Below are 20137 nucleotides of genomic sequence, written 5' to 3' on the forward strand. Positions count from 1 at the left end.
TGCCGCGTGAGGGAGGCCGCTGTTCCGCAGCGGCCTCCCTCACGTATACGCGCTAGGTACACGGGGAAACCGGAAAGATGTACGACAGGCGGAAGCGAGCATGGCGAAGACTCTCATCGACGTGGGCGAGCAGCTGCTCGCCGATGCCGCCGTCGCGTTCGGCACGAAGACCAAGAAGGACACGGTCACGGCGGCTCTCCGGGAAGGCGTGGAACGTAAGCGGCGGGCCATAGGGCTGGCCCGACTCGCGGCGAAGGGGGACGCCGGCGCGTTCGACGATCTCCTGGAGAAGAAGAACTACCGGTCGTGACTGCTGCCGTCCACCTCATCGACACGAGCGCCCTGGTGCGCCTCCTCAAAGAGCCCGCTCGCACCACGTGGACGAAACCGCTCGAGGAGCGGATCATCGCGCGATGCCCCCTCACGGAGATCGAGTTCCACTACAGCGCGCGAAGTGCTGCAGACCGGGCCGAGCTCGTCGCGGACATCGACGCACTCTTCGGCCGGGCGCCCCTGGACGACCGGGCCGTGTCGCGGGCATGGGACGTCCAGCGGGAGTTGACGGGTGGCGGCCTGCACCGTTCCGCCGGAGCCGTCGACCTGATGATCGCGGCGACGGCGGAACTCCAGGGTCTGACAGTGCTCCACTACGACCGTGACTTCGAGACCGTCGCCGAGGTGACCGGTCAGCCGACCCAATGGTGGGCCCTTCCCGGCACCCTGTGACGGGAGGGCCCGAACGGGCCCTCCCGCCGTCGCCGTGCTGGAGGCGGCTGCACCCGCAGGTGCGTCAGCCGAGTTCGGCGGCGACCAGGGACGCGGTCTCGGCGACGAGCGGGTCGATCCGTTCCGCGTCCGGGGTGAAGCGGGTCGTCAGCACGGCCAGGACGATCGGCGGCCGGCCGGGCGGCCAGGCGAGGCCCACGTCGTTGTTGGTGCCGTACTCCCCGCCGCCGGTCTTGTCCGCGACGGCCCAGCCGTCGGGCAGCCCGGCCCGGAACTTCGCGCCGCTGGTGGTGTTGCCCAGCAGCCACCCGGTGAGCCGGCGCCGGTCGGCGCGGTCGAGCGCGTCCCCGAGGGTGAGCCGCGCGTAGGTGCCCGCGACGGCGCGCGGCGTGGTGGTGTCCGTACGCCGCCCGGGCTCCGCCGAGTTCAGCTCCGGCTCCCACCGGTCGAGCCGGGTGACGCGGTCCCCGACGGAGCGGCAGAAGCGGGTGACGGCCCGCGGCCCGCCCAGTGCGCGCAGCAGCAGGTTGGCCGCGGCGTTGTCGCTGTACCGGATCGCCGCGTCGCACAGCTCCTCGACCGTCATGCCGTGCGCGAGGTTCTCCGGCTTCCCGGTGACGGGGGCGTAGCCGGAGTCCGTGACGGTCTTCTCGTCGTAGCGCACGCGCCGGGCCAGAAACTCTCCGTGCCGGTCGAGGTCCCGCAGCACGGCCGCGACGGCGAGGGTCTTGAAGACCGAGCACATCGGGAACCGCTCCTGCGCCCGGTACCGCACGCTCCGGCCGGTGGCCGTGTCGTGGGCGAAGACGCCGAGCCGTGCGGCGCGCCGGTTCTCCAGCTCCGCGAGCCGCCGGGCGAGTCGGTCCCCGCCGGCCGCCGCCGGTGCCGCGTGCGCGCTGCCGCCCAGCGGTGCCGCCGCGGCCACGAGTGCCCCGGCGCCCAGCGAGAGCGCGACGCGCCGTGACGCGTGCGCACCCGTACCCCTGACCTCCACGTGAACTCTCCCCTCACCGAACCGAATGTCGCCTGCCTCCCCTGACACGCCCTCACCAGCCCCCCGGTTCCCTCACCGGCGGGTGCGCACGGGTGACTTGACACTCACTATTACCTCAGAGAATAGTGCTGCACATGTCCACAGCCGCACACGTGCTGCTCGCCCTGCTGGCCACCGGCCCGCAGCACGGCTACGACCTCAAGAAGGCGCACGACCAGCGCTTTCCGCAGGCGAAGCCGATCGCCTTCGGCCAGGTCTACGGCACGCTGGGCCGTCTCGAACGGGACGGACTCGTCGAGCAGGCCGGCCAGAGCCGCGAGGGCGGCCCCGACCGCACCGAGTTCGCCCTCACCGCCGCCGGGCGGGAGAAACTCACCGGCTGGCTCGCACACGTCGAGACGCCCGCGCCGTACATCAGCAGCGAACTGCTCGCCAAGGTCGTCGTCGCCCTGCTCGTCGCCGACACCGACGAGGCGCGCGCCTACCTGTCCGCGCAACGACAGGCCCATGCCGACCGTTTGCGCGAACTGACCGCGCTCAAGACCGACCCCGCGGCCCCGCTCGGCGACGTCGTCGCCGCGGACTTCGCCCTCGCCCACATCGACGCCGACCTGCGCTGGATGCAGACCACCCTGGAACGCGTCGCCGACCTGCACCGAGAGGTCCACGCATGACCCTCCTGCACGCCCGCGGACTCGAGAAGTCCTACGGACGCACCCCCGCACTCCGGGGGGTGAGCCTCGACATCGCGCACGGCGAGTTCGTCGCCGTCACCGGCCCCAGCGGCTGCGGCAAGTCCACGCTGCTGCACAGCCTCGCCGGCATCCTCGCGCCCGACGCGGGCGAGGTGCACTTCGACGGCCGGCGGCTGGACGACCTCACCGAGGACGCCCGCTCCCGCCTGCGCCGCACCGAGTTCGGCGTGCTCTTCCAGTTCGGCGGTCTCGTCGCCGAACTGACCGCCGCCGAGAACGTCGCGCTGCCCCTGCTGCTCGGCGGCCGGAGCCGCCGCGAGGCCCGGACCACCGCCCTGACCTGGCTGGAACGCCTCGGCGTCGCCGACGTCGCCGACTCCCTCCCCGGAGAGACCTCCGGCGGCCAGCAGCAGCGCTGCGCGGCCGCCCGTGCGCTGGTCACCGAGCCCCGCGTGCTGTTCGCCGACGAGCCCACCGGCGCGCTGGACGCCCTGGCCGGGGAGCAACTCCTCGGCCTGCTCAGCCGCCTCACCCGGGAACAGGGGACCACCGTCGTCCTGGTCACCCACGAACCACGGGTCGCCGGCTACGCCGACCGCGAGATCGTGCTCCGCGACGGCGAGGTCGACTCCACGGGCCTCGGCGTCACCGGCTTCGACACCGCGGCGACCCGGCTCACTGCGGGGAACCGGGGTGCCGCGTGAGGGAGTTGAAGCCCGCGGCACTCCTCCGCCTCGCCCTCGCCGGCACCCGCACGGACACCCTGCGGGCGGCACTGACCGCTTTCGGCGCCGCACTCGGAGGGCTCGCCGCCCTGTGTGCGGCGACCGTGCTGGCGATCGACCCGCCCGGACCGTTCGGCGCCGCCCGGCCGGGCTCGGCGCAGCACTACAGCAGCGCACTGCTCCGCCAGCCCGGCCTGCGGCCGGGCGTCGTCCTGGCGCTGCTGATGATGACCCTGCCGGTGCTGGCCCTTCTCGGCCAGTGCGCCCGCATCGGCGCGCCCGCACGCGACCGCCGGCTCGCCGCCGTACGCCTGGCCGGTGCCACGCCCCGCCAGGCGAGGGTGATCGCCGCGACGGAGACGGGCCTCGCCGCGCTGGCCGGCACGGTCGCCGGACTGGGTGTCTTCCTCGTCCTGCGCGTGGTGCTGCACGACCCGGGTCCCGACGGGCGGCTGCCGTTCCCCACGGACGTCCTGCCGTCCCCACCGGCCTTCGGGGCGGTGCTCCTCGGCCTGCCCGGCCTCGCCGCCCTCACCGCCGTGGTGCTGCTGCGCCGGGCCGTCGTGAGTCCGCTGGGCGTGACCCGCCGGGCGCGCCGGAGAGGCGCGCCGCGACCCTGGCCCGCGGCGCTGATCGCCCTCGGGCTCGCCCTGGCGACGCTCGCCCAGTTCACGCCGCTGCTCGCCCTTGACCGACCCGCTGGTCCACCGGTCGGCGTCGCTCTGTTCGCCCTGCTCGGCGGCGGGATCTGCTGCGTCCTGGGCGTGGTCCTGGGCGCGGGGTGGATCACCCACACGGCAGGGCGGGTGCTGCACCGCTACGCCCGCGGGCCCGCGGCGCTGGTCGCGTCGCGCCGCCTCCGGGAAGACCCGTGGAGCGGCAGCCGGGCCTTCGCCGCCGTCCTCACCTGTGTGGTGGTCGGCGCGGTGGCCGCGGGCGTCCGGGAGCTGTTCGAGGCGCTCGTCGCCGCGCGGATCGAGGTTCAGCGCCGTTCCGACATCCGGGCGGGACGGGAACCGACCGGACTGGGCGGCTCGGACGCGGACTTCTACCTGGGGACGATGGACCTCGTCCAGGTGGCCGTGCTGCTGTCCCTCGTCGTCGCGACACTCGGCCTGATCGCCGCCCTCGCGGAGGGCGTGGTCTCCCGGCGCGGCGCGCACGCCGCGCTGGCGGCCACGGGCGTGCCCCGGCGTGTGCTGCGGCGCGTGGTCGCCTGGCAGACCTTCGCCCCGCTCGTCCCGGCCACGGCGCTCGCCCTGACGGTGGGAACGCTCCTCGCCCGGGGCTACGGCCACGAGTACGAGGCCCTCGGCAGCAAGCCGTCCTTCCACGTGGTCCGCGAAGCGGCCGTGCCCTAAGCCGAACTGGGCCTGTACGGCGCGGTCACCCTGGTGCTCGCGGCGGGCGCGGTCGCCGTGGGATGGGCGTTCCTGCACGGCGGCACCTCCGTGGAGGAGCTGCGGACCGGCTGACGACGTGCACGGCTCGGCGGGGACGCCCCCGGGGCACGGTACGGCGGGGTGGGGCACCGGAGGGGGGTGCCCCGCCCCGCCGCTGCACGTGACGCTCCGTGGAACAGACACAATGGACCCATGACGGACCACCTCCTCGCTGACCCGCACGCCCCCTGTCCCGCCGACCCACCCCCGTCCGGCGGCCCTCGAGACATCGTGATCCTCGGCTCGACCGGCTCCATCGGCACCCAGGCGGTGGACGTCGTGCTCAGCAACCCGGAGCGCTTCCGGGTGACCGCGCTGTCCGCCAACGGCGGGCGCGTGGCCGAGCTCGCCGAGCAGGCGCGGCGGCTGCGGGTACGCACGGTGGCCGTCGCCCGCGCCGACAAGGCCGACGACCTGCGCGAGGCGCTGCGCGCCGCCTTCGGCCCCGGCGAGCCGCTGCCGGAGGTGCTGGCCGGGCCCGACGCGGCGACCGAGCTGGCCGGGTCCGAGTGCCACACCGTCCTCAACGGCATCACCGGTTCCATCGGTCTGGCCCCGACCCTCGCGGCGCTCAAGGCCGGCCGGGTGCTGGCGCTGGCCAACAAGGAGTCGCTGATCGTCGGCGGCCCGCTGGTGAAGGCCCTTGCCCGCCCGGGTCAGATCGTCCCCGTCGACTCCGAGCACTCGGCACTGTTCCAGGCGCTGAAGGGCGGCACCCGCGGCGAGGTGCGGAAGCTGCTGGTCACCGCCTCCGGCGGTCCGTTCCGCGGCCGCACCCGCGCCGAGCTGGCCGACGTGACCCCCGAGGACGCCCTCGCCCACCCCACCTGGGCGATGGGCCCGGTGATCACCGTCAACTCGGCCACTCTGGTCAACAAGGGCCTGGAGGTCATCGAGGCCCATCTGCTGTACGACATCCCCTTCGACCGCATCCAGGTCGTCGTCCATCCGCAGTCCGCCATCCACTCGATGGTGGAGTTCACCGACGGGTCCACGCTCGCCCAGTGCGGCCCGCCCGACATGCGGCTGCCCATCGCCCTGGGCATCGGCTGGCCCGCACGGGTGCCGGACGCCGGGCCGGTCTTCGACTGGACGCAGCCCATGTCCTGGGACTTCTTCCCGCTGGACGAGGACGCCTTCCCCTCCGTCCCGCTCGCCTGCCACGTCGGCGCGCTCGGTGGCACCGCCCCCGCCGTCTACAACGCCGCCAACGAGGAGTGCGTCGACGCGTTCCTCGCCGGCAGGCTGCCCTTCACGGGAATTGTCGATACGGTCGCCTCTGTGGTCGAGGAGCACACCGGCGGGCGCACGGACGGCTCGCCCGGCGGAACCGACCTGACGTTGACCGGTGTCCTGGAGGCCGAGGAGTGGGCGCGGGCGAGAGCCCGCGAGCTGGCCGCCCGGGCGGTAGTGGAGGCGCGCGCATGACGACCCTGATGTGGATCCTCGGCATAGTCGTCTTCGCGATCGGTCTGCTGATCTCCATCGCCTGGCACGAGCTGGGCCACCTGACCACCGCCAAGATGTTCGGCGTCCGGGTGCCGCAGTACATGGTCGGCTTCGGTCCGACCCTCTTCTCCCGCCGCAAGGGCGATACCGAGTACGGAATCAAGGCCATCCCGCTCGGCGGCTACATCCGCATGATCGGCATGTTCCCGCCCGGTGACGACGGGAAGGTGCGGAAGCGTTCCACCTCGCCGTTCCGCGGCATGATCGAGGACGCCCGCGAGGCCGCGTACGAGGAGCTCCAGCCGGGCGACGAGAAGCGGCTGTTCTACACGCGCAAGCCGTGGAAGCGCGTCATCGTCATGTTCGCCGGGCCGTTCATGAACCTGATCCTGGCCGTGGCGGTCTTCCTCGGGGTCCTGATGACCTTCGGCGTCAACACCACCACCACGACGGTGGCCAGCGTCTCCGACTGCGTGCTGCCGGCCTCGGCGTCCGTCGACGAGAAGTGTCCGAAGGGCGCCGCCGACACGCCCGCGGAGAAGGCCGGGCTGCGGCCGGGCGACACCTTCGTGTCGTTCGACGGTGAGAAGGTCACCGAGTGGGAGCAGCTCCGTGAGGCCATCCGGAAGACCACCGGCGAGGCCACCCTCGTCGTCGAGGGCAAGGACGGAGAGCGCCGCACTCTCCAGGCGGACCTGGTGGAGAACGAGGTCGCCAAGATCGGCGAGGACGGTCGACAGGTCGAGGGCGAGACGGTGACGACCGGCTTCCTCGGCTTCCGGCCCGCGTCCGGTGTGGTCGAGCAGTCCTTCCCGCAGGCCGTCGACCGGATGGGCGACATGATGGTCGCCGGATTCGAGGCCCTGATCGACCTGCCCTCGAAGATCGACGACCTGTGGGCCGCCACGTTCGGCGACGCGGAACGCCGGCAGGACTCCCCGATGGGAGTCGTCGGCGCGGCCCGCGTCGGCGGGGAGATCTTCTCCCTCGACATCCCGGCGACGTACCAGATCGCGATGATGCTGCAGATGGTGGCGGCGTTCAACCTGTCGCTGTTCCTCTTCAACATGCTCCCGCTGCTGCCGCTGGACGGCGGACACATCGCCGGCGCGCTGTGGGAGTCGCTGCGCCGCGGCGTCGCCAAGGTGCTCCGGCGCCCCGACCCCGGCCCGTTCGACGTGGCGAAGCTGATGCCCGTCGCCTACGTGGTCGCCGGCGTCTTCGTCGGCTTCACGCTGCTGGTGATGGCCGCGGACATCGTCAACCCGGTCCGTCTCACCGGATAGCGCCGCCCCTCGAAGGGTGACGGCCGTACGCCCGTCCGCGGGCATCCGGCCGTCACCCTTCGTGTGGGTTTGACCGGCGCGATGTGCTGACCGCGCACCGGGTGCCGTAATCTCGGATCCGGAGCCCGCTCGACGATCTCGGGACCATGATCCACACCTTGGGGTTGCACCGCCGATGACAGCGATTTCGCTCGGAATGCCGGACGTACCGACCAAGCTCGCCGACCGCCGCGTCAGCCGGAAGATCCAGGTCGGCCCGGTGGCCGTGGGCGGCGACGCCCCCGTCTCGGTCCAGTCCATGACCACCACCCGCACCTCGGACATCGGCGCGACGCTCCAGCAGATCGCCGAACTGACCGCCTCCGGCTGCCAGATCGTGCGCGTCGCGTGCCCGACGCAGGACGACGCCGACGCCCTCGCCACCATCGCGAGGAAGTCGCAGATCCCGGTCATCGCCGACATCCACTTCCAGCCCAAGTACGTCTTCGCCGCCATCGACGCCGGCTGCGCCGCCGTCCGGGTGAACCCGGGCAACATCAAGCAGTTCGACGACAAGGTGAAGGAGATCGCCAAGGCCGCGTCCGCCGCCGCCACCCCGATCCGCATCGGAGTCAACGCGGGCTCGCTCGACAGGCGGCTGCTCCAGAAGTACGGCAAGGCCACCCCCGAGGCCCTGGTCGAATCGGCGCTGTGGGAGTGCTCGCTCTTCGAGGAGCACGGCTTCCGCGACATCAAGATCTCCGTCAAGCACAACGACCCGGTCGTGATGGTCAACGCCTACCGGCAGCTCGCCGCGCAGTGCGACTACCCGCTGCACCTCGGCGTCACCGAGGCCGGCCCCGCCTTCCAGGGCACCATCAAGTCCGCGGTCGCCTTCGGCGCCCTGCTCTCCGAGGGCATCGGCGACACCATCCGCGTCTCCCTCTCCGCGCCGCCCGCCGAAGAGGTCAAGGTCGGCATCCAGATCCTGGAGTCCCTCGGCCTGCGCCAGCGCCGCCTCGAGATCGTCTCCTGCCCGTCCTGCGGCCGTGCCCAGGTCGACGTCTACAAGCTGGCCGACGAGGTCACCGCCGGGCTGGAGGGCATGGAGGTGCCGCTGCGCGTCGCCGTCATGGGCTGCGTCGTCAACGGTCCCGGCGAGGCCCGCGAGGCCGACCTCGGCGTCGCCTCCGGCAACGGCAAGGGCCAGATCTTCGTCAAGGGGGAGGTCATCAAGACCGTTCCCGAGTCGAAGATCGTCGAGACGCTCATCGACGAGGCCATGAAGATCGCCGAGCAGATGGAGAAGGACGGCGTCGCCTCCGGCGAGCCCGCCGTCTCCGTCGCCGGCTGAACGCCGCGAAGGACCTCACCCGGGTGCGGCGGTGCCGTCACCCGGGTGACGGCGTCCACGGGGGAGCGCCAGCCGGACGGCGCGGCCGGAGTTAGAGTTCCCGCAGGGACCCAGCGGGCCACGGCCCCCGTACCGGCGAGGTGAGGCGATTCGTGCTGACGACCACCTCGATACGGGTCCTCGAACCCGACGAACTCGACTCCGCGCTGTCCGTACTGCACCGCGAACCCGTCAACAACGCCTTCGTCACCGCCCGCGTCCAGGCCTCCGGCCTCGACCCGTGGCGTCTCGGCGGCGAACTCTGGGGCTGGTACCGCCACGGCCGGCTGGAGTCCCTCTGCTACGCCGGCGCCAACCTGGTACCGCTCTGCGCGAGCCCGGAGGCCGTACGCGCCTTCGCCGAACGCGCCCGGCGGCAGGGCCGCCGCTGCTCCTCCATAGTCGGCCCCGCGGCCCCCACCGCCGCGCTCTGGTCCCGCCTCCAGCCGCACTGGGGCCCCGCCCGCGAGGTCCGCCCGCACCAGCCGCTGATGGTCACCGAAACGGTTCCGCAGGACGTCGCCCCCGACCCCCTCGTCCGCCGGGTCCGCAAGGACGAGATGGACCTGGTCATGCCGGCCTGCATCGCGATGTTCACCGAGGAGGTCGGCGTCTCGCCGCTCGCCGGCGACGGCGGCCTCATCTACCAGGCCCGCGTGGCCGAACTCGTCGGTTCCGGCCGCTCCTTCGCCCGCTTCGAGGGCGACCGCGTGATCTTCAAGGCCGAGATCGGCGCCGCCACCCCGCACGCATGCCAGATCCAGGGCGTCTGGGTCGCCCCCGAACACCGCGGCCGCCGCCTCTCCGTCTCCGGCATGGCCGCCGTCCTCCGCTACGCGCTGACCGAGATCGCCCCCGTGGTGAGCCTGTACGTCAACGACTTCAACACCGCAGCCCGCGCCTCGTACCGGCGCGTCGGCTTCCGCGAGGTCGGCGCGTTCATGAGCGTCCTCTTCTGACGCGCGCCCACGGACGATCAGCTAGTAGCCTCCCCGCCATGCGGCATACCTCCGGACACCACCACCCGGACCCCCGAGCGGTGTCCATCGGCCCCCTCGACCTGGCCGCACGCGTCGACGAGGCCCTCGCTGTGCAGGCGCTGGCCTTCGGGCTCACCGACGACGAGGTCGCCGTCCGGCACCACATCGTGCTGCGCCACCTGACCATGACCGGCGCCCGCGCCCTCGGCGCCACCACCGACGAGGGCGACCGGCTGGTCGGCTTCGTCTACGGCATGCCCAACGACCGCACCCAGTGGTGGTCCACCGTCGTCCACCCCTACCTGCGCCAGGAGGGGCACGACGCGTGGCTCGGCGACGCGTTCGTGATCACCGAGCTGCACGTCCTGCCCGCCTTCCAGAACCGCGGTCTGGGCCGCGCGCTCATCACCGGGATCACCGACGGGGCCGACGAGCCGCGGTCGATCCTCTCCGCGCTCGACACCGAGTCCCCGGCCCGCGCGCTCTACCGTTCGCTCGGCTACCGCGACCTGGCACGCCGCGTCCGCTTCCCCTCCGCGAGCTGTCCCTACGTCGTCATGGGCGCGCACCTCCCCCTCCGCCGCTCCCCGGACACGCCCTAGCAGCGGCCGGCGAGACGGAGAGGGGCGGACGGGCGGGCCCGCCGGCGCAGCGGATACGCATTTCCGCCCGGCCGCCGACAACGGATAACCTCCTGTTCTCACCGCCTCACGCCCGCGGCGCGCGGCGGCACCGCACCTCACCACCAGCAGGAGACCCCCGATGGCAGCCCGAGTCCAGCGCATGTCCCGCACGATGCTGAAGACGCTGCGCGACGACCCGGCCGACGCCGAGACGCTCAGCCACAAGCTTCTCGTCCGGGCCGGATACGTCCGCCGCGCCGCGGCCGGAATCTGGACCTGGCTCCCGCTGGGCAAGCAGGTGCTGGAGAACGTCACCCGCGTCGTGCGGGAGGAGATGGACGCCATCGGCGCCCAGGAGGTGCTGCTGCCCGCGCTGCTGCCCAAGGAGCCGTACGAGCAGTCCGGCCGCTACGAGGAGTACGGCGACCTGCTCTTCCGCCTCAAGGACCGCAAGGGCGGCGACTACCTTCTCGGGCCGACCCACGAGGAGATCTTCACCCAGGTCGTCAAGGACCAGTGCGCGTCCTACAAGGACCTGCCGGTGATGCTGTACCAGATCCAGACCAAGTACCGGGACGAGGCCCGCCCCCGGTCCGGCATCCTGCGCGGCCGCGAGTTCACCATGAAGGACTCCTACTCCTTCGACGTGAGCGACGCCGCGCTGGAGGAGTCCTACCGGCTGCACCGCCAGGCGTACCAGCGGATCTTCGAGCGGCTCGGCCTGGACTACCGCATCGTGTCCGCCGTCTCCGGCTCGATGGGCGGCTCCGCGTCCGAGGAGTTCCTCGCGCCCGCCGCGGCCGGCGAGGACACCTTCGTCTACTGCCCGGCCTGCGGGTTCGCGGCCAACACCGAGGCGATGACGACCGCCATGACGCCGGTCGACGGCTCCGGCCACCCGCCGGTCGAGGACCTGGACACCCCCGACACCCCCACCATCGAGACGCTCGCCGAGCACCTCGGCGTCCCCGCCTCGGCCACCCTCAAGAACCTCCTGGTCAAGGTCGACGGCGAGATCGTCGCCGTGGGCGTCCCCGGCGACCGCGAGGTCGACATGGGGAAGCTCGCCGAGCACCTGGCGCCCGCCGAGGTCGAGCTGGTCACCGCCGACGACTTCACCGACCGCTCCGACCTGGTGCGCGGCTACGTCGGCCCGCAGGGCGGCATGGCCGGCAAGGCGTTCCGCTACCTCGCCGACCCGCGCGTCGCCCCCGGCACCAGCTGGGTCACCGGCGCCAACAAGGCCGACACCCACGCCCGCAACGTCGTGTGCGGCCGCGACTTCGAGGTCGACCAGTACCTCGACGTCGTGGTGGTCGAGCCCGGCGACCCGTGCCCGCGCTGCGCCGAGGGCATCACCCTCGACCGGGCGATCGAGATCGGCCACATCTTCCAGCTCGGCCGCAAGTACGCCGACGCGTTCGAGCTGGACGTGCTCGGTCAGGACGGCAAGCCGGTGCGCGTCACGATGGGCAGCTACGGCGTCGGCGTCTCCCGCGCGGTGGCGGCACTGGCCGAGCAGACCGCCGACGAGCAGGGGCTGTGCTGGCCGCGCGAGATCGCCCCGGCCGACGTGCACGTCGTCGCCGCCGGCAAGGCCGCGCAGACCGAGCTGGCGCTGGAGGTGTCCGAGCAGCTCGGCGCCGCGGGCGTACGCGTGCTGGTCGACGACCGTGCGGGAGTGTCGCCCGGCGTGAAGTTCACCGACGCCGAGCTGATCGGCGTGCCGACCATCCTGGTCGCCGGGCGGCGCGCGAAGGAGGGCGTCGTCGAGGTCAAGGACCGCCGGACGGGCGAGCGCGAGGAGATGCCGGTCGCCGACGCGGTGGCCCGGCTGGCCGCACTCGGCTGACCGACCGCCGGGCGGGGCGGCGGGGGCTCCGGCACCCGCCGCCGGCTCGGCGGATCAGCCGTGGTGTGGCGGGCCCCAGCCGACCTGCGGCTGCTGCCCGCCGTACGGCGCCTGCGCGGGGTACGGCGGCGCCTGCGGAGCGCGCGGCGTGCTCCCGCCCTGCACACGTGCGAGCACACCGCACGCCACTGCTCCGATCATGAGGCCGATGCCGAGGTGCGAGCCGGCCTCCCGTATCTGCTGGAACTCGAGGCTCTCCACGTCCGACCGCTCGGCCACCAGCGGCATGACGAAACCCTGTGCGAGGAAGTAGAGCCCGAGCCCGAGCAGCACCCATCCGAAGATCTTCATGCGCGGCACCCTACTCCGGGCCGAGAAGGGGATTCCCCGGCTCCACACCTGCTCCACGCCGGGTCCGGGCCGGTCCGGCCGGACGCGTCACAGCCAGCCGGCGAACTCCAGCAGCGCCTCGCCGTCCTGCCGGTCGCCGCGCCACACGTGGCGCACGCCGGACCGCACGGCCCGGAACAGCGCCCACCCCCGCAGCCGTTCGCGGTCCAGCTCCAGCGCGTCCGCCAGCCGGTGCATCCGGCGCCGGGTCGCCGCCGGTGCGCCCGCCGAGGCCATCAGGTCGTGCAGCCGGTCGCGGACCAGCCGCGCCAGGTCGTACGCCGGCTCGCCCACCAGCGGGTCCGGTCCGACCGCCAGCCACGGAGACCGTTCCGCGGAGGCGGACAGGACCGCCCCCTGCCGGAAGTCTCCGTGCAGCAGCACCTGTCGGGGCGTGCCGGCCAGCAGTCCGTCCCGCAGCTCCAGCGCCTCGTCGACCAGCGGACGCGCCTCCCCGGGCGTGTGCGTCCGCATCATCTCCGCCTCCGCGGCGGTACGTTCGGCCACCTGCTCGAAGCCGTGCCCGTCCGCGGGCGGCACCCACAGGCGGCGCAGCGCCGAACTGGCCTCCAGCATCGCCTTGGCCTCGGGCAGCGAACGCAGCGACACCTCCCCGTGCAGGCGTTCCAGCAGCAGCGCGCCGTCCTCCGGGGCCGCGCGCACCAGCCGTACGGCGCCCCGGCCGTCCCAGCACGCCAGCGCCTCGGCCTCGCGTGCGGCCGAGGTGCCGGGGGCGGTCAGCTTGAGGGCGGCGGGGGTGCCGTCCGCCCGGCGCACCAGCACCACGAGGCTGGTCCGCCCGCCGGGGGAGACCAGCCGCTCGTCCGTCAGCTCCCAGCGCTCCAGCAGCGTCTCCAGCAGGCCGGGCAGTTTCTCCAGCCACTTCGCGGCCGCTGCGGCTTCGTCCGCGTCCGGGTGGCCGTGCAGGGCGCGCACCAGCCGCTGCGGTGGGTCGAGGGGCAGTACGGAGGGCATGTGCCGGACGGGGCCTTTCGCGACGGCGACGGACGGTCAGAGCGGGTGGGACTCCTTCGTCGGCCGGCCCGGTGCGCCGGTCCGTCCCGGCACCGACCGTTCGGTGAGCCCAGGGAAGGCTACGCCCGTGCCGCGCCAGCGCACCGCGCGGAGGGCTGCTTCGCGCAGTGCCGCCGCGGCGTCGCGCCGCCGTCCGTCGGCCGAGGCCCGGACGAGGTCGGCGTAGACCGCGGCCACCCGGTCCTCCAGTTCGGCCGCGAGGCGCAGCGCCGCCTCCGCGTCCGGTACGTCGAACGGGAGCGCGTAGGCGGCCGCCGCGGGCTGCGGGGTGCCGCCGAGGTCGCGCACCCGGCGGCGCAGCGCGTCGCGGCGTGCCTTGTGCGCCGCGTAGGCGGCCCGCGCCGCGCTGCGGCGGTCCTGCGTGATCCGGCCGCCGACCACGCCGTAGCCGTACACCGCGGCGTGCTCGGCGGACAGTGCCGCCTGGAGCGCGGTGAGTTCGGCGGCGGAGTCGACGGCGGGGTCCGGCTCCGCCTGCCGTGCGGTCGTCATGCGGCGTCGCCTTCCGTGAGCAGCAGGGCGTGGGCGCTGCCTGCTGCCGCCACCGAGGCGAGCAGGCGGGCCAGTTCGGGCGGCGCGTCGACCAGGTCGCGCATCCGGGTGCCGGCGGTGCGGCGTTCGGCCTCGGCCAGCGCGGTCAGCGCCCGCTTCTCGTCGCCCGGTACGGCCGTGCGGTTTCCGGCGGGTGGGCCGCCCGCCGGGCTTTCGCCACCGCCGCCCTTCCGGTCCTCGCCGGCCCCGCCGTCCTGGCCGCCGCTCGCCCGATGCGGTGCGGAGAACGCCTCCAGGTGCCGGGCCACCGCCTCGCGCAGCGGTGCCAGCAGCCCGCCGAGCGCCGGGTGCACCGCGGCGGTGCTGGTGTATCGGGTCAGCAGGTCTTGGCTGTCCGCCGCGGCCGCACGCCGCAGGCGTCGGGTGGCGTCCACGCGGCGGCGCCGCTCCTCCGGCGACTCCCCGTCGTTCGTGCAGCCGGCGGTGGTGCCGGCCACGAATGTGGCGCCGACCGCTCCGGCCAGCAGGGCACGTCGCGGGGGACCGCTGCGGGGGGTGGGCGCACCGGGACCGGCGGTCCCGCCGGGCGTCGTGGACGGCATGGTGCACTCCCAGAAGCAGTGGTTCGCGCCCGCCGGTCGCGCGGGAACGGGATCGCACGGGCGCGGCCCGCACCGGCTCGGCGGGCGGTGATCACGCCAGGTGAGAGTACCTGTGCGATTTCCTGCTTTCCTCCCGGGGCGCGTGTGGCGCGCCAGGGGCGCACTCCGGTGGGGCACGCGCCGTACTCCATCCGGCCCGGACGGGTCCTCACGGCGGACGTGTCGGCTCCCGTACTCCGGGTACGGGAGCCGCGGAGGGGGGCGTCACACGGCGTCCCCACCCGGTCCGGAGGACCCGCCGCAGACGATAGGCTGGCCCCGGACACGCGAACTTCCCTCCACAACAGCACACGCGGCCGAGGAGTCACCCGGATGAGCACCACCCAGAGCGAGAGGCTGCGCGGGCTGATGGAACCGCTCGCCGGCAAGAGGGGGCTGGATCTCGAGGAGATCACGGTGACCCCCGCCGGGAACAGGCGTGTCCTGCGCGTCGTGGTCGACTCCGACGAGGGCGTGCAGCTCGACACCTGCGCCGAGGTCAGCCGCGAGATCTCCGTGGCCCTCGACGAGTCCGACGTGATGGGGGGCGCCCCCTATGTCCTCGAGGTCACCTCGCCCGGCGCCGACCGCCCGCTGACCGAGCCGCGGCACTTCCGCCGCGCCGTCGGCCGCCTGGTCAGAGCGCAGCTCCACGAAGGCGGCGAGCTCACCGCCCGCATCCTGTCCGTCGACGAGACCGGACTGGACGTCGAGGTGCCGGGCGTGAAGGGCCGCAAGCCCACCGCCCGCCGCCTGGAGTTCGACGAGATCGCCAAGGCCCGCGTGGAGATCGAGTTCAACCGCAAGGCCGCGGAGAAGGCCGTACAGCAGAAGGCAGACCGCATGTCCGCGTCCGCCGACGACGAGAGCCAGGAGGAGGCGTAGCCGTGGACATCGACATGAGTGCCCTGCGGGGACTGGTCAGGGAGAAGGAGATCTCCTTCGACCTGCTGGTCGAGGCGATCGAGTCGGCTCTGCTGATCGCCTACCACCGCACCGGGGGAAGCCGCCGCGACGCCCGCGTCGAACTGGACCGCAAGTCCGGTCACGTCACGGTGTGGGCGAAGGAGAGCCCGGAGGACCTGCCCGAGGGCGCCGAGCCGCGTGAGTTCGACGACACACCGAGCGGTTTCGGCCGGATCGCCGCCACCACCGCCAAGCAGGTCATCCTGCAGCGCCTGCGCGACGCCGAGGAGGAGGTCACCTTCGGCGAGTACGCGGGCCGTGAGGGCGACGTGGTCGCCGGCGTCGTCCAGCAGGGCAAGGACCCGCGCAGCGTGCTGGTCGACATCGGCAAGCTGGAGGCCATCCTGCCGCCGCAGGAGCAGGTGCCCGGTGAGGAGTACGGTCACGGCACCCGGCTGCGGACCTACGTCGTCCGCGTGGTCAAGGGCGTACGCGGGCCGTCCGTCACCCTCTCCCGGACCCATCCCAACCTGGTGAAGAAGCTCTTCGAGCTGGAGGTCCCGGAGATCGCCGACGGTTCGGTCGAGATCGCGGCGATCGCCCGCGAGGCCGGCCACCGGACGAAGATCGCGGTGCGCAGCACCCGCTCCGGCCTGAACGCCAAGGGCGCCTGCATCGGCCCGATGGGCGGCCGTGTGCGCAACGTCATGGCCGAGCTCCACGGCGAGAAGATCGACATCGTCGACTGGTCCGAGGACCCGGCCGAGCTGGTGGCGAACGCCCTGTCCCCGGCCCGGGTCAGCAAGGTCGAGATCGTCGACATGGCGGCCCGTTCGGCGCGGGTGACGGTGCCCGACTACCAGCTGTCGCTGGCCATCGGCAAGGAGGGCCAGAACGCCCGCCTCGCCGCACGCCTCACCGGCTGGCGCATCGACATCCGGCCGGACACCCCGGCGGCGGAACCGACGGCCGGGCCGGCCGCGGGGCAGCAGGCCGGCACGGGCGCCGAGCATTCCTGACGGGGCACCGGGCGGCACTCCCCGTGAAGGGTCACCCGGTGTGAGGAGGTAGACTTAAGCAGTGTCTCGCCGGACACGCGCCCGAGCATGCCCCGAACGCACCTGCGTGGGCTGCCGGGAACATGCGGGCAAGGCCGGTTTGCTGCGTGTGGTGATGATCGAGGGACGCATCGTTCCCGATCTTCGCGGTACGCTTCCCGGCCGGGGTGCATACGTGCACCCGGCACAGCGGTGTGTCGATCTGGCGGTCCGCCGCCGGGCGTTCCAGCGGGCCTTCCGGGCCCAGGGGCCGCTCGACACCGCGGAACTGCAGCACCTGCGGTCTCCGTAAGCACACAGAACCGTAAGAAGCCTGCGCGGAACCCTGCGCGGGTCAGGTACCTCGCGAGTCGGAAGTAGGTCGAGATTGCGATGAGCACTCGATGAGTACGCGATGAGTACGCCCATGCACAAGTAGCGAAGGTCCGGCGGAGACCCACCCCCGGACCGTAAGGAGCGAAGTGGCTAAGGTCCGGGTATACGAGCTCGCCAAGGAGCTTGGAGTCGAGAGCAAGGTCGTCATGGCCAAGCTCCAGGAACTCGGCGAGTTCGTCCGATCGGCCTCCTCGACGATCGAGGCGCCGGTCGTGCGCAAACTCACTGACGCGCTCGACGCGGGCGGCACCGGTGGTGCCAAGAAGTCCGCGGCGAAGCCTGCCGCGCCCAAGAAGGCGGCGGCCAAGCCTGCCGCGCCCAAGCCGGGCGCCCAGGCCCCCAAGCCCGGTGCCCCGAAGCCGGGTGCACCCAAGCCGGGTCAGGCCCCCAAGCCGGTGGCCGAGACCCCGACGCCGGGCGCGGCCGCGCCGAAGCCCGGCCCCAAGGCCCCGGCGCCCAAGCCGGGTCCGGCTCAGCCTGCGCAGCCCGCGCCGGCTGCGAAGCCGGAGTTCACGTCCCCGACGGGCCAGGCGCCCAAGCCCGGTGCCGCCGGCCCGCGTCCCGGTGCGCCCAAGCCCGGTCAGGGCGGGGCCCGTCCCGGTGCGCCCAAGCCCGGCGGTCGTCCCGCCGGCCCGCGTCCGGGGAACAACCCCTTCACCTCCGGCGGCTCCACCGGCATGGCGCGCCCGCAGGCGCCCCGTCCGGGCGGCGCCCCCAAGCCGGGCGGCGGCCGTCCGGCCGGCGGTCCGGGCCAGGGCGGTCCGCGTCCGCAGGCCCCGGGCGGCGGTCGTGCCACCCCGGGCAACATGCCGCGTCCGCAGGGCAGCGGCGCCGGTGCCGGCGGTCCGCGTCCGGGCGGCGGCAACCGTCCGAACCCGGGCATGATGCCGCAGCGTCCCGCTGCCGGCCCGCGTCCCGGCCCCGGCCGCGGCGGTCCCGGCGGTCGTCCGGGCGGCGGCGGTCGTCCCGGCGGCGGCGGTCGTCCGGGCGGTGGCGGCGGCTTCGGCGGTCGTCCCGGTGGTGGCGGCGGCTTCGGCGGTCGTCCGGGCGGCGGCGGTCGCCCCGGCTTCGGCGGGCGCCCCGGAGGTCCCGGTGGCCGCGGTGGCACGCAGGGCGCCTTCGGCCGTCCCGGCGGTCCGGCGCGTCGTGGCCGCAAGTCGAAGCGGCAGAGGCGCCAGGAGTACGAGCAGATGTCGGCGCCCTCGGTCGGCGGTGTGATGCTGCCGCGCGGCAAGGGCGAGACCGTCCGGCTGTCGCGTGGTGCCTCGCTGACGGACTTCGCGGAGAAGATCAACGCCAACCCGGCGTCGCTGGTCCAGGTGATGTTCAACCTGGGCGAGATGGTCACCGCGACCCAGTCCGTGCCCGACGAGACGCTGCATCTCCTCGGCGAGGAGATGAACTACGTCGTCCAGATCGTCAGCCCGGAGGAGGAGGACCGCGAGCTGCTCGAGTCCTTCGACATCGAGTTCGGCGAGGACGAGGGCGGCGAAGAGGCCATGGTGGCCCGCCCGCCGGTGGTGACCGTCATGGGTCACGTCGACCACGGCAAGACGCGTCTGCTCGACGCGATCCGCAAGACCAACGTCATCGAGGGTGAGGCCGGCGGCATCACCCAGCACATCGGCGCCTACCAGGCGAAGACCGAGGTCAACGAGGAAGAGCGGAAGATCACCTTCATCGACACCCCGGGTCACGAGGCGTTCACCGCCATGCGTGCCCGCGGTGCCAAGTCGACCGACATCGCGATCCTCGTGGTGGCGGCCAACGACGGTGTGATGCCGCAGACGATCGAGGCACTGAACCACGCCAAGGCGGCAGAGGTGCCGATCGTGGTCGCGGTCAACAAGATCGACGTCGAGGGTGCGGACCCGACCAAGGTCCGCGGCCAGCTGACCGAGTACGGGCTGATCGCCGAGGAGTACGGCGGCGACACCATGTTCGTCGACATCTCCGCCAAGCAGGGCGAGAACATCGACGCCCTGCTGGAGGCCGTGGTCCTCACCGCTGACGCCGCCCTCGACCTGCGGGCCAACCCCGAGCAGCAGGCTCAGGGTCTCGCCATCGAGGCGCACCTCGACCGCGGCCGCGGTGCGGTGGCCACGGTGCTGGTGCAGCGCGGCACGCTGCGCGTCGGCGACACCATGGTCGTGGGCGACGCCCACGGCCGGGTGCGCGCGATGCTCGACGACAAGGGCGAGCACATCAAGGAAGCGGGTCCCTCGACCCCCGTCCTGGTGCTCGGTCTCACCAACGTCCCGGGCGCCGGCGACAACTTCCTCGTCGTCGAGGAGGACCGCACGGCACGTCAGATCGCCGAGCGGCGTGCGACCCGCGAGCGGAACGCGTCCTTCGCCAAGCGCACCCGTCGCGTCTCCCTGGAGGACCTGGACAAGGCGCTCAAGGCCGGCCAGGTGCAGAACCTCAACCTCATCATCAAGGGCGACGCGTCCGGTTCGGTCGAGGCCCTGGAGTCCTCGCTGCTCCAGCTCGACGTCGGCGAAGAGGTCGACCTGCGCATCCTGCACCGCGGTGTGGGTGCGGTCACCGAGACCGACATCGACCTGGCGACCGGCTCCGACGCCATCGTCATCGGCTTCAACGTGCGCGCCGAGGGGCGTGCCACGCAGATGGCCGACCGCGAGGGCGTGGACGTCCGCTACTACTCGGTGATCTACCAGGTCATCGAGGAGATCGAGGCGGCGCTCAAGGGCATGCTCAAGCCGGAGTACGAAGAGGTCGAGCTCGGCACGGCGGAGATCCGCGAGGTCTTCCGCTCCTCCAAGCTCGGCAACATCGCGGGTGTCCTCATCCGCTCCGGCGAGGTCAAGCGCAACACCAAGGCCCGCCTGCTGCGCGACGGCAAGGTCGTCGCGGAGAACCTCAACATCGAGGGCCTGCGTCGCTTCAAGGACGACGTCACCGAGATCCGGGAAGGCTTCGAGGGCGGTATCAACCTCGGCAGCTACAACGACATCAAGGTCGACGACGTCATCGCGACGTACGAGATGCGGGAGAAGCCCCGCGTCTGACGCGCACGCGTGCCGGGGCCGGTCGGCGGAGCGGAAACTCCGTCGATCGGCCCCGGCTGCTGCC

General features: G+C 73.0%; 20 protein-coding genes. 15 read left to right on the top strand and 5 right to left on the bottom strand.

Going from position 1 to position 20137, the window contains the following annotated elements:
* The first annotated feature begins 100 nt into the window (after positions 1–100).
* Positions 101–310, top strand: a complete 210-nt coding sequence (locus RM572_RS08390) for a type II toxin-antitoxin system VapB family antitoxin (protein WP_311672622.1) — start codon at positions 101–103, stop codon at positions 308–310.
* Complete coding sequence (locus RM572_RS08395; RefSeq protein ID WP_311672623.1) at positions 307–726, top strand: PIN domain nuclease; 420 nt, start codon at positions 307–309, stop codon at positions 724–726. Before RM572_RS08390 ends, RM572_RS08395 begins: the two co-directional genes overlap by 4 nt.
* A 64-nt stretch (positions 727–790) precedes the next feature.
* On the opposite strand, the gene bla is transcribed toward RM572_RS08395, so the two are convergent.
* Positions 791–1669, bottom strand: a complete 879-nt coding sequence (gene bla, locus RM572_RS08400) for a class A beta-lactamase (protein ID WP_394813557.1) — start codon at positions 1667–1669, stop codon at positions 791–793.
* Positions 1670–1854: 185 nt separating this feature from the next.
* Between bla and RM572_RS08405 the strand changes: the two genes are divergently transcribed.
* From RM572_RS08405 to RM572_RS08445, 9 genes are all read left to right on the top strand, one after another.
* Entirely contained in the window at positions 1855–2394 is a 540-nt protein-coding gene (locus RM572_RS08405; RefSeq protein WP_311672625.1) for a PadR family transcriptional regulator, read from the top strand.
* Positions 2391–3119 (top strand): ABC transporter ATP-binding protein, encoded by a 729-nt coding sequence (locus tag RM572_RS08410; protein ID WP_311672626.1) that lies wholly within the window; start codon positions 2391–2393, stop codon positions 3117–3119. Before RM572_RS08405 ends, RM572_RS08410 begins: the two co-directional genes overlap by 4 nt.
* Positions 3116–4501, top strand: coding sequence for an FtsX-like permease family protein (locus tag RM572_RS08415; protein WP_311672627.1), 1386 nt, complete (start codon positions 3116–3118; stop codon positions 4499–4501). Before RM572_RS08410 ends, RM572_RS08415 begins: the two co-directional genes overlap by 4 nt.
* Before the next feature lie 234 nt (positions 4502–4735).
* Positions 4736–6010 (top strand): 1-deoxy-D-xylulose-5-phosphate reductoisomerase, encoded by a 1275-nt coding sequence (dxr, locus tag RM572_RS08420; protein ID WP_311672628.1) that lies wholly within the window; start codon positions 4736–4738, stop codon positions 6008–6010.
* Positions 6007–7317, top strand: coding sequence for a M50 family metallopeptidase (locus RM572_RS08425; RefSeq protein WP_311672629.1), 1311 nt, complete (start codon positions 6007–6009; stop codon positions 7315–7317). The genes dxr and RM572_RS08425 overlap by 4 nt, the downstream gene beginning before the upstream one ends.
* 175 nt (positions 7318–7492) lie before the next feature.
* Complete coding sequence (gene ispG, locus RM572_RS08430) at positions 7493–8650, top strand: flavodoxin-dependent (E)-4-hydroxy-3-methylbut-2-enyl-diphosphate synthase (RefSeq protein WP_027763919.1); 1158 nt, start codon at positions 7493–7495, stop codon at positions 8648–8650.
* A 152-nt stretch (positions 8651–8802) separates the two neighbouring features.
* The gene (locus RM572_RS08435) at positions 8803–9648 is read left to right on the top strand and encodes a GNAT family N-acetyltransferase (RefSeq protein WP_311672630.1); all 846 of its coding nucleotides are present in this window, start codon (positions 8803–8805) and stop codon (positions 9646–9648) included.
* Positions 9649–9686: 38 nt separating this feature from the next.
* Complete coding sequence (locus RM572_RS08440; RefSeq protein WP_311672631.1) at positions 9687–10271, top strand: GNAT family N-acetyltransferase; 585 nt, start codon at positions 9687–9689, stop codon at positions 10269–10271.
* 160 nt (positions 10272–10431) lie between these two features.
* Positions 10432–12144 (top strand): proline--tRNA ligase, encoded by a 1713-nt coding sequence (locus RM572_RS08445; protein ID WP_311672632.1) that lies wholly within the window; start codon positions 10432–10434, stop codon positions 12142–12144.
* Between the two features lie 54 nt (positions 12145–12198).
* On the opposite strand, the gene RM572_RS08450 is transcribed toward RM572_RS08445, so the two are convergent.
* From RM572_RS08450 to RM572_RS08465, 4 genes are all read right to left on the bottom strand, one after another.
* Entirely contained in the window at positions 12199–12495 is a 297-nt protein-coding gene (locus tag RM572_RS08450; protein WP_311672633.1) for a hypothetical protein, read from the bottom strand.
* An 87-nt stretch (positions 12496–12582) separates the two neighbouring features.
* Complete coding sequence (locus RM572_RS08455; RefSeq protein ID WP_311672634.1) at positions 12583–13509, bottom strand: aminoglycoside phosphotransferase family protein; 927 nt, start codon at positions 13507–13509, stop codon at positions 12583–12585.
* Positions 13510–13545: 36 nt separating this feature from the next.
* The gene (locus RM572_RS08460) at positions 13546–14061 is read right to left on the bottom strand and encodes a DUF4439 domain-containing protein (protein WP_311672635.1); all 516 of its coding nucleotides are present in this window, start codon (positions 14059–14061) and stop codon (positions 13546–13548) included.
* Complete coding sequence (locus tag RM572_RS08465; RefSeq protein WP_311672636.1) at positions 14058–14663, bottom strand: hypothetical protein; 606 nt, start codon at positions 14661–14663, stop codon at positions 14058–14060. Before RM572_RS08465 ends, RM572_RS08460 begins: the two co-directional genes overlap by 4 nt.
* Positions 14664–15035: 372 nt before the next feature.
* On the opposite strand from RM572_RS08465, the gene rimP reads away from it, so the two are divergent.
* The 4 genes from rimP to infB all read left to right on the top strand — a co-directional run bounded on the left by rimP (position 15036) and on the right by infB (position 20073).
* Positions 15036–15587 (top strand): ribosome maturation factor RimP, encoded by a 552-nt coding sequence (rimP, locus tag RM572_RS08470; RefSeq protein WP_311672637.1) that lies wholly within the window; start codon positions 15036–15038, stop codon positions 15585–15587.
* A 2-nt stretch (positions 15588–15589) separates the two neighbouring features.
* Positions 15590–16627 carry a transcription termination factor NusA gene (gene nusA / locus RM572_RS08475; protein WP_311672638.1) on the top strand — a complete coding sequence of 346 codons (1038 nt, stop codon included), beginning with the start codon at positions 15590–15592 and terminating at the stop codon, positions 16625–16627.
* Between the two features lie 61 nt (positions 16628–16688).
* On the top strand, positions 16689–16958 hold the full coding sequence (locus RM572_RS08480) for a YlxR family protein (RefSeq protein WP_311672639.1): 270 nt from the start codon (positions 16689–16691) through the stop codon (positions 16956–16958).
* A gap of 169 nt (positions 16959–17127) precedes the next feature.
* Positions 17128–20073 (top strand): translation initiation factor IF-2, encoded by a 2946-nt coding sequence (gene infB, locus RM572_RS08485; RefSeq protein ID WP_311672640.1) that lies wholly within the window; start codon positions 17128–17130, stop codon positions 20071–20073.
* The last annotated feature ends 64 nt before the right edge of the window (positions 20074–20137 follow it).

The sequence above is a fragment of the Streptomyces hazeniae genome (assembly GCF_031845485.1).
GTDB lineage: Bacteria > Actinomycetota > Actinomycetes > Streptomycetales > Streptomycetaceae > Streptomyces > Streptomyces hazeniae.

Bases quoted from the DNA above. Each gene is read 5' to 3' on its own strand.
- dxr (WP_311672628.1), top strand. From the start codon at position 4,736: ATGACGGACCACCTCCTCGCTGACCCGCACGCCCCCTGTCCCGCCGAC.
- RM572_RS08455 (WP_311672634.1), bottom strand. From the start codon at position 13,509: ATGCCCTCCGTACTGCCCCTCGACCCACCGCAGCGGCTGGTGCGCGCC.
- RM572_RS08450 (WP_311672633.1), bottom strand. From the start codon at position 12,495: ATGAAGATCTTCGGATGGGTGCTGCTCGGGCTCGGGCTCTACTTCCTC.
- RM572_RS08390 (WP_311672622.1), top strand. From the start codon at position 101: ATGGCGAAGACTCTCATCGACGTGGGCGAGCAGCTGCTCGCCGATGCC.
- rimP (WP_311672637.1), top strand. From the start codon at position 15,036: ATGAGCACCACCCAGAGCGAGAGGCTGCGCGGGCTGATGGAACCGCTC.
- ispG (WP_027763919.1), top strand. From the start codon at position 7,493: ATGACAGCGATTTCGCTCGGAATGCCGGACGTACCGACCAAGCTCGCC.
- RM572_RS08425 (WP_311672629.1), top strand. From the start codon at position 6,007: ATGACGACCCTGATGTGGATCCTCGGCATAGTCGTCTTCGCGATCGGT.
- RM572_RS08440 (WP_311672631.1), top strand. From the start codon at position 9,687: ATGCGGCATACCTCCGGACACCACCACCCGGACCCCCGAGCGGTGTCC.
- RM572_RS08445 (WP_311672632.1), top strand. From the start codon at position 10,432: ATGGCAGCCCGAGTCCAGCGCATGTCCCGCACGATGCTGAAGACGCTG.
- RM572_RS08405 (WP_311672625.1), top strand. From the start codon at position 1,855: ATGTCCACAGCCGCACACGTGCTGCTCGCCCTGCTGGCCACCGGCCCG.
- RM572_RS08410 (WP_311672626.1), top strand. From the start codon at position 2,391: ATGACCCTCCTGCACGCCCGCGGACTCGAGAAGTCCTACGGACGCACC.
- RM572_RS08465 (WP_311672636.1), bottom strand. From the start codon at position 14,663: ATGCCGTCCACGACGCCCGGCGGGACCGCCGGTCCCGGTGCGCCCACC.
- RM572_RS08460 (WP_311672635.1), bottom strand. From the start codon at position 14,061: ATGACGACCGCACGGCAGGCGGAGCCGGACCCCGCCGTCGACTCCGCC.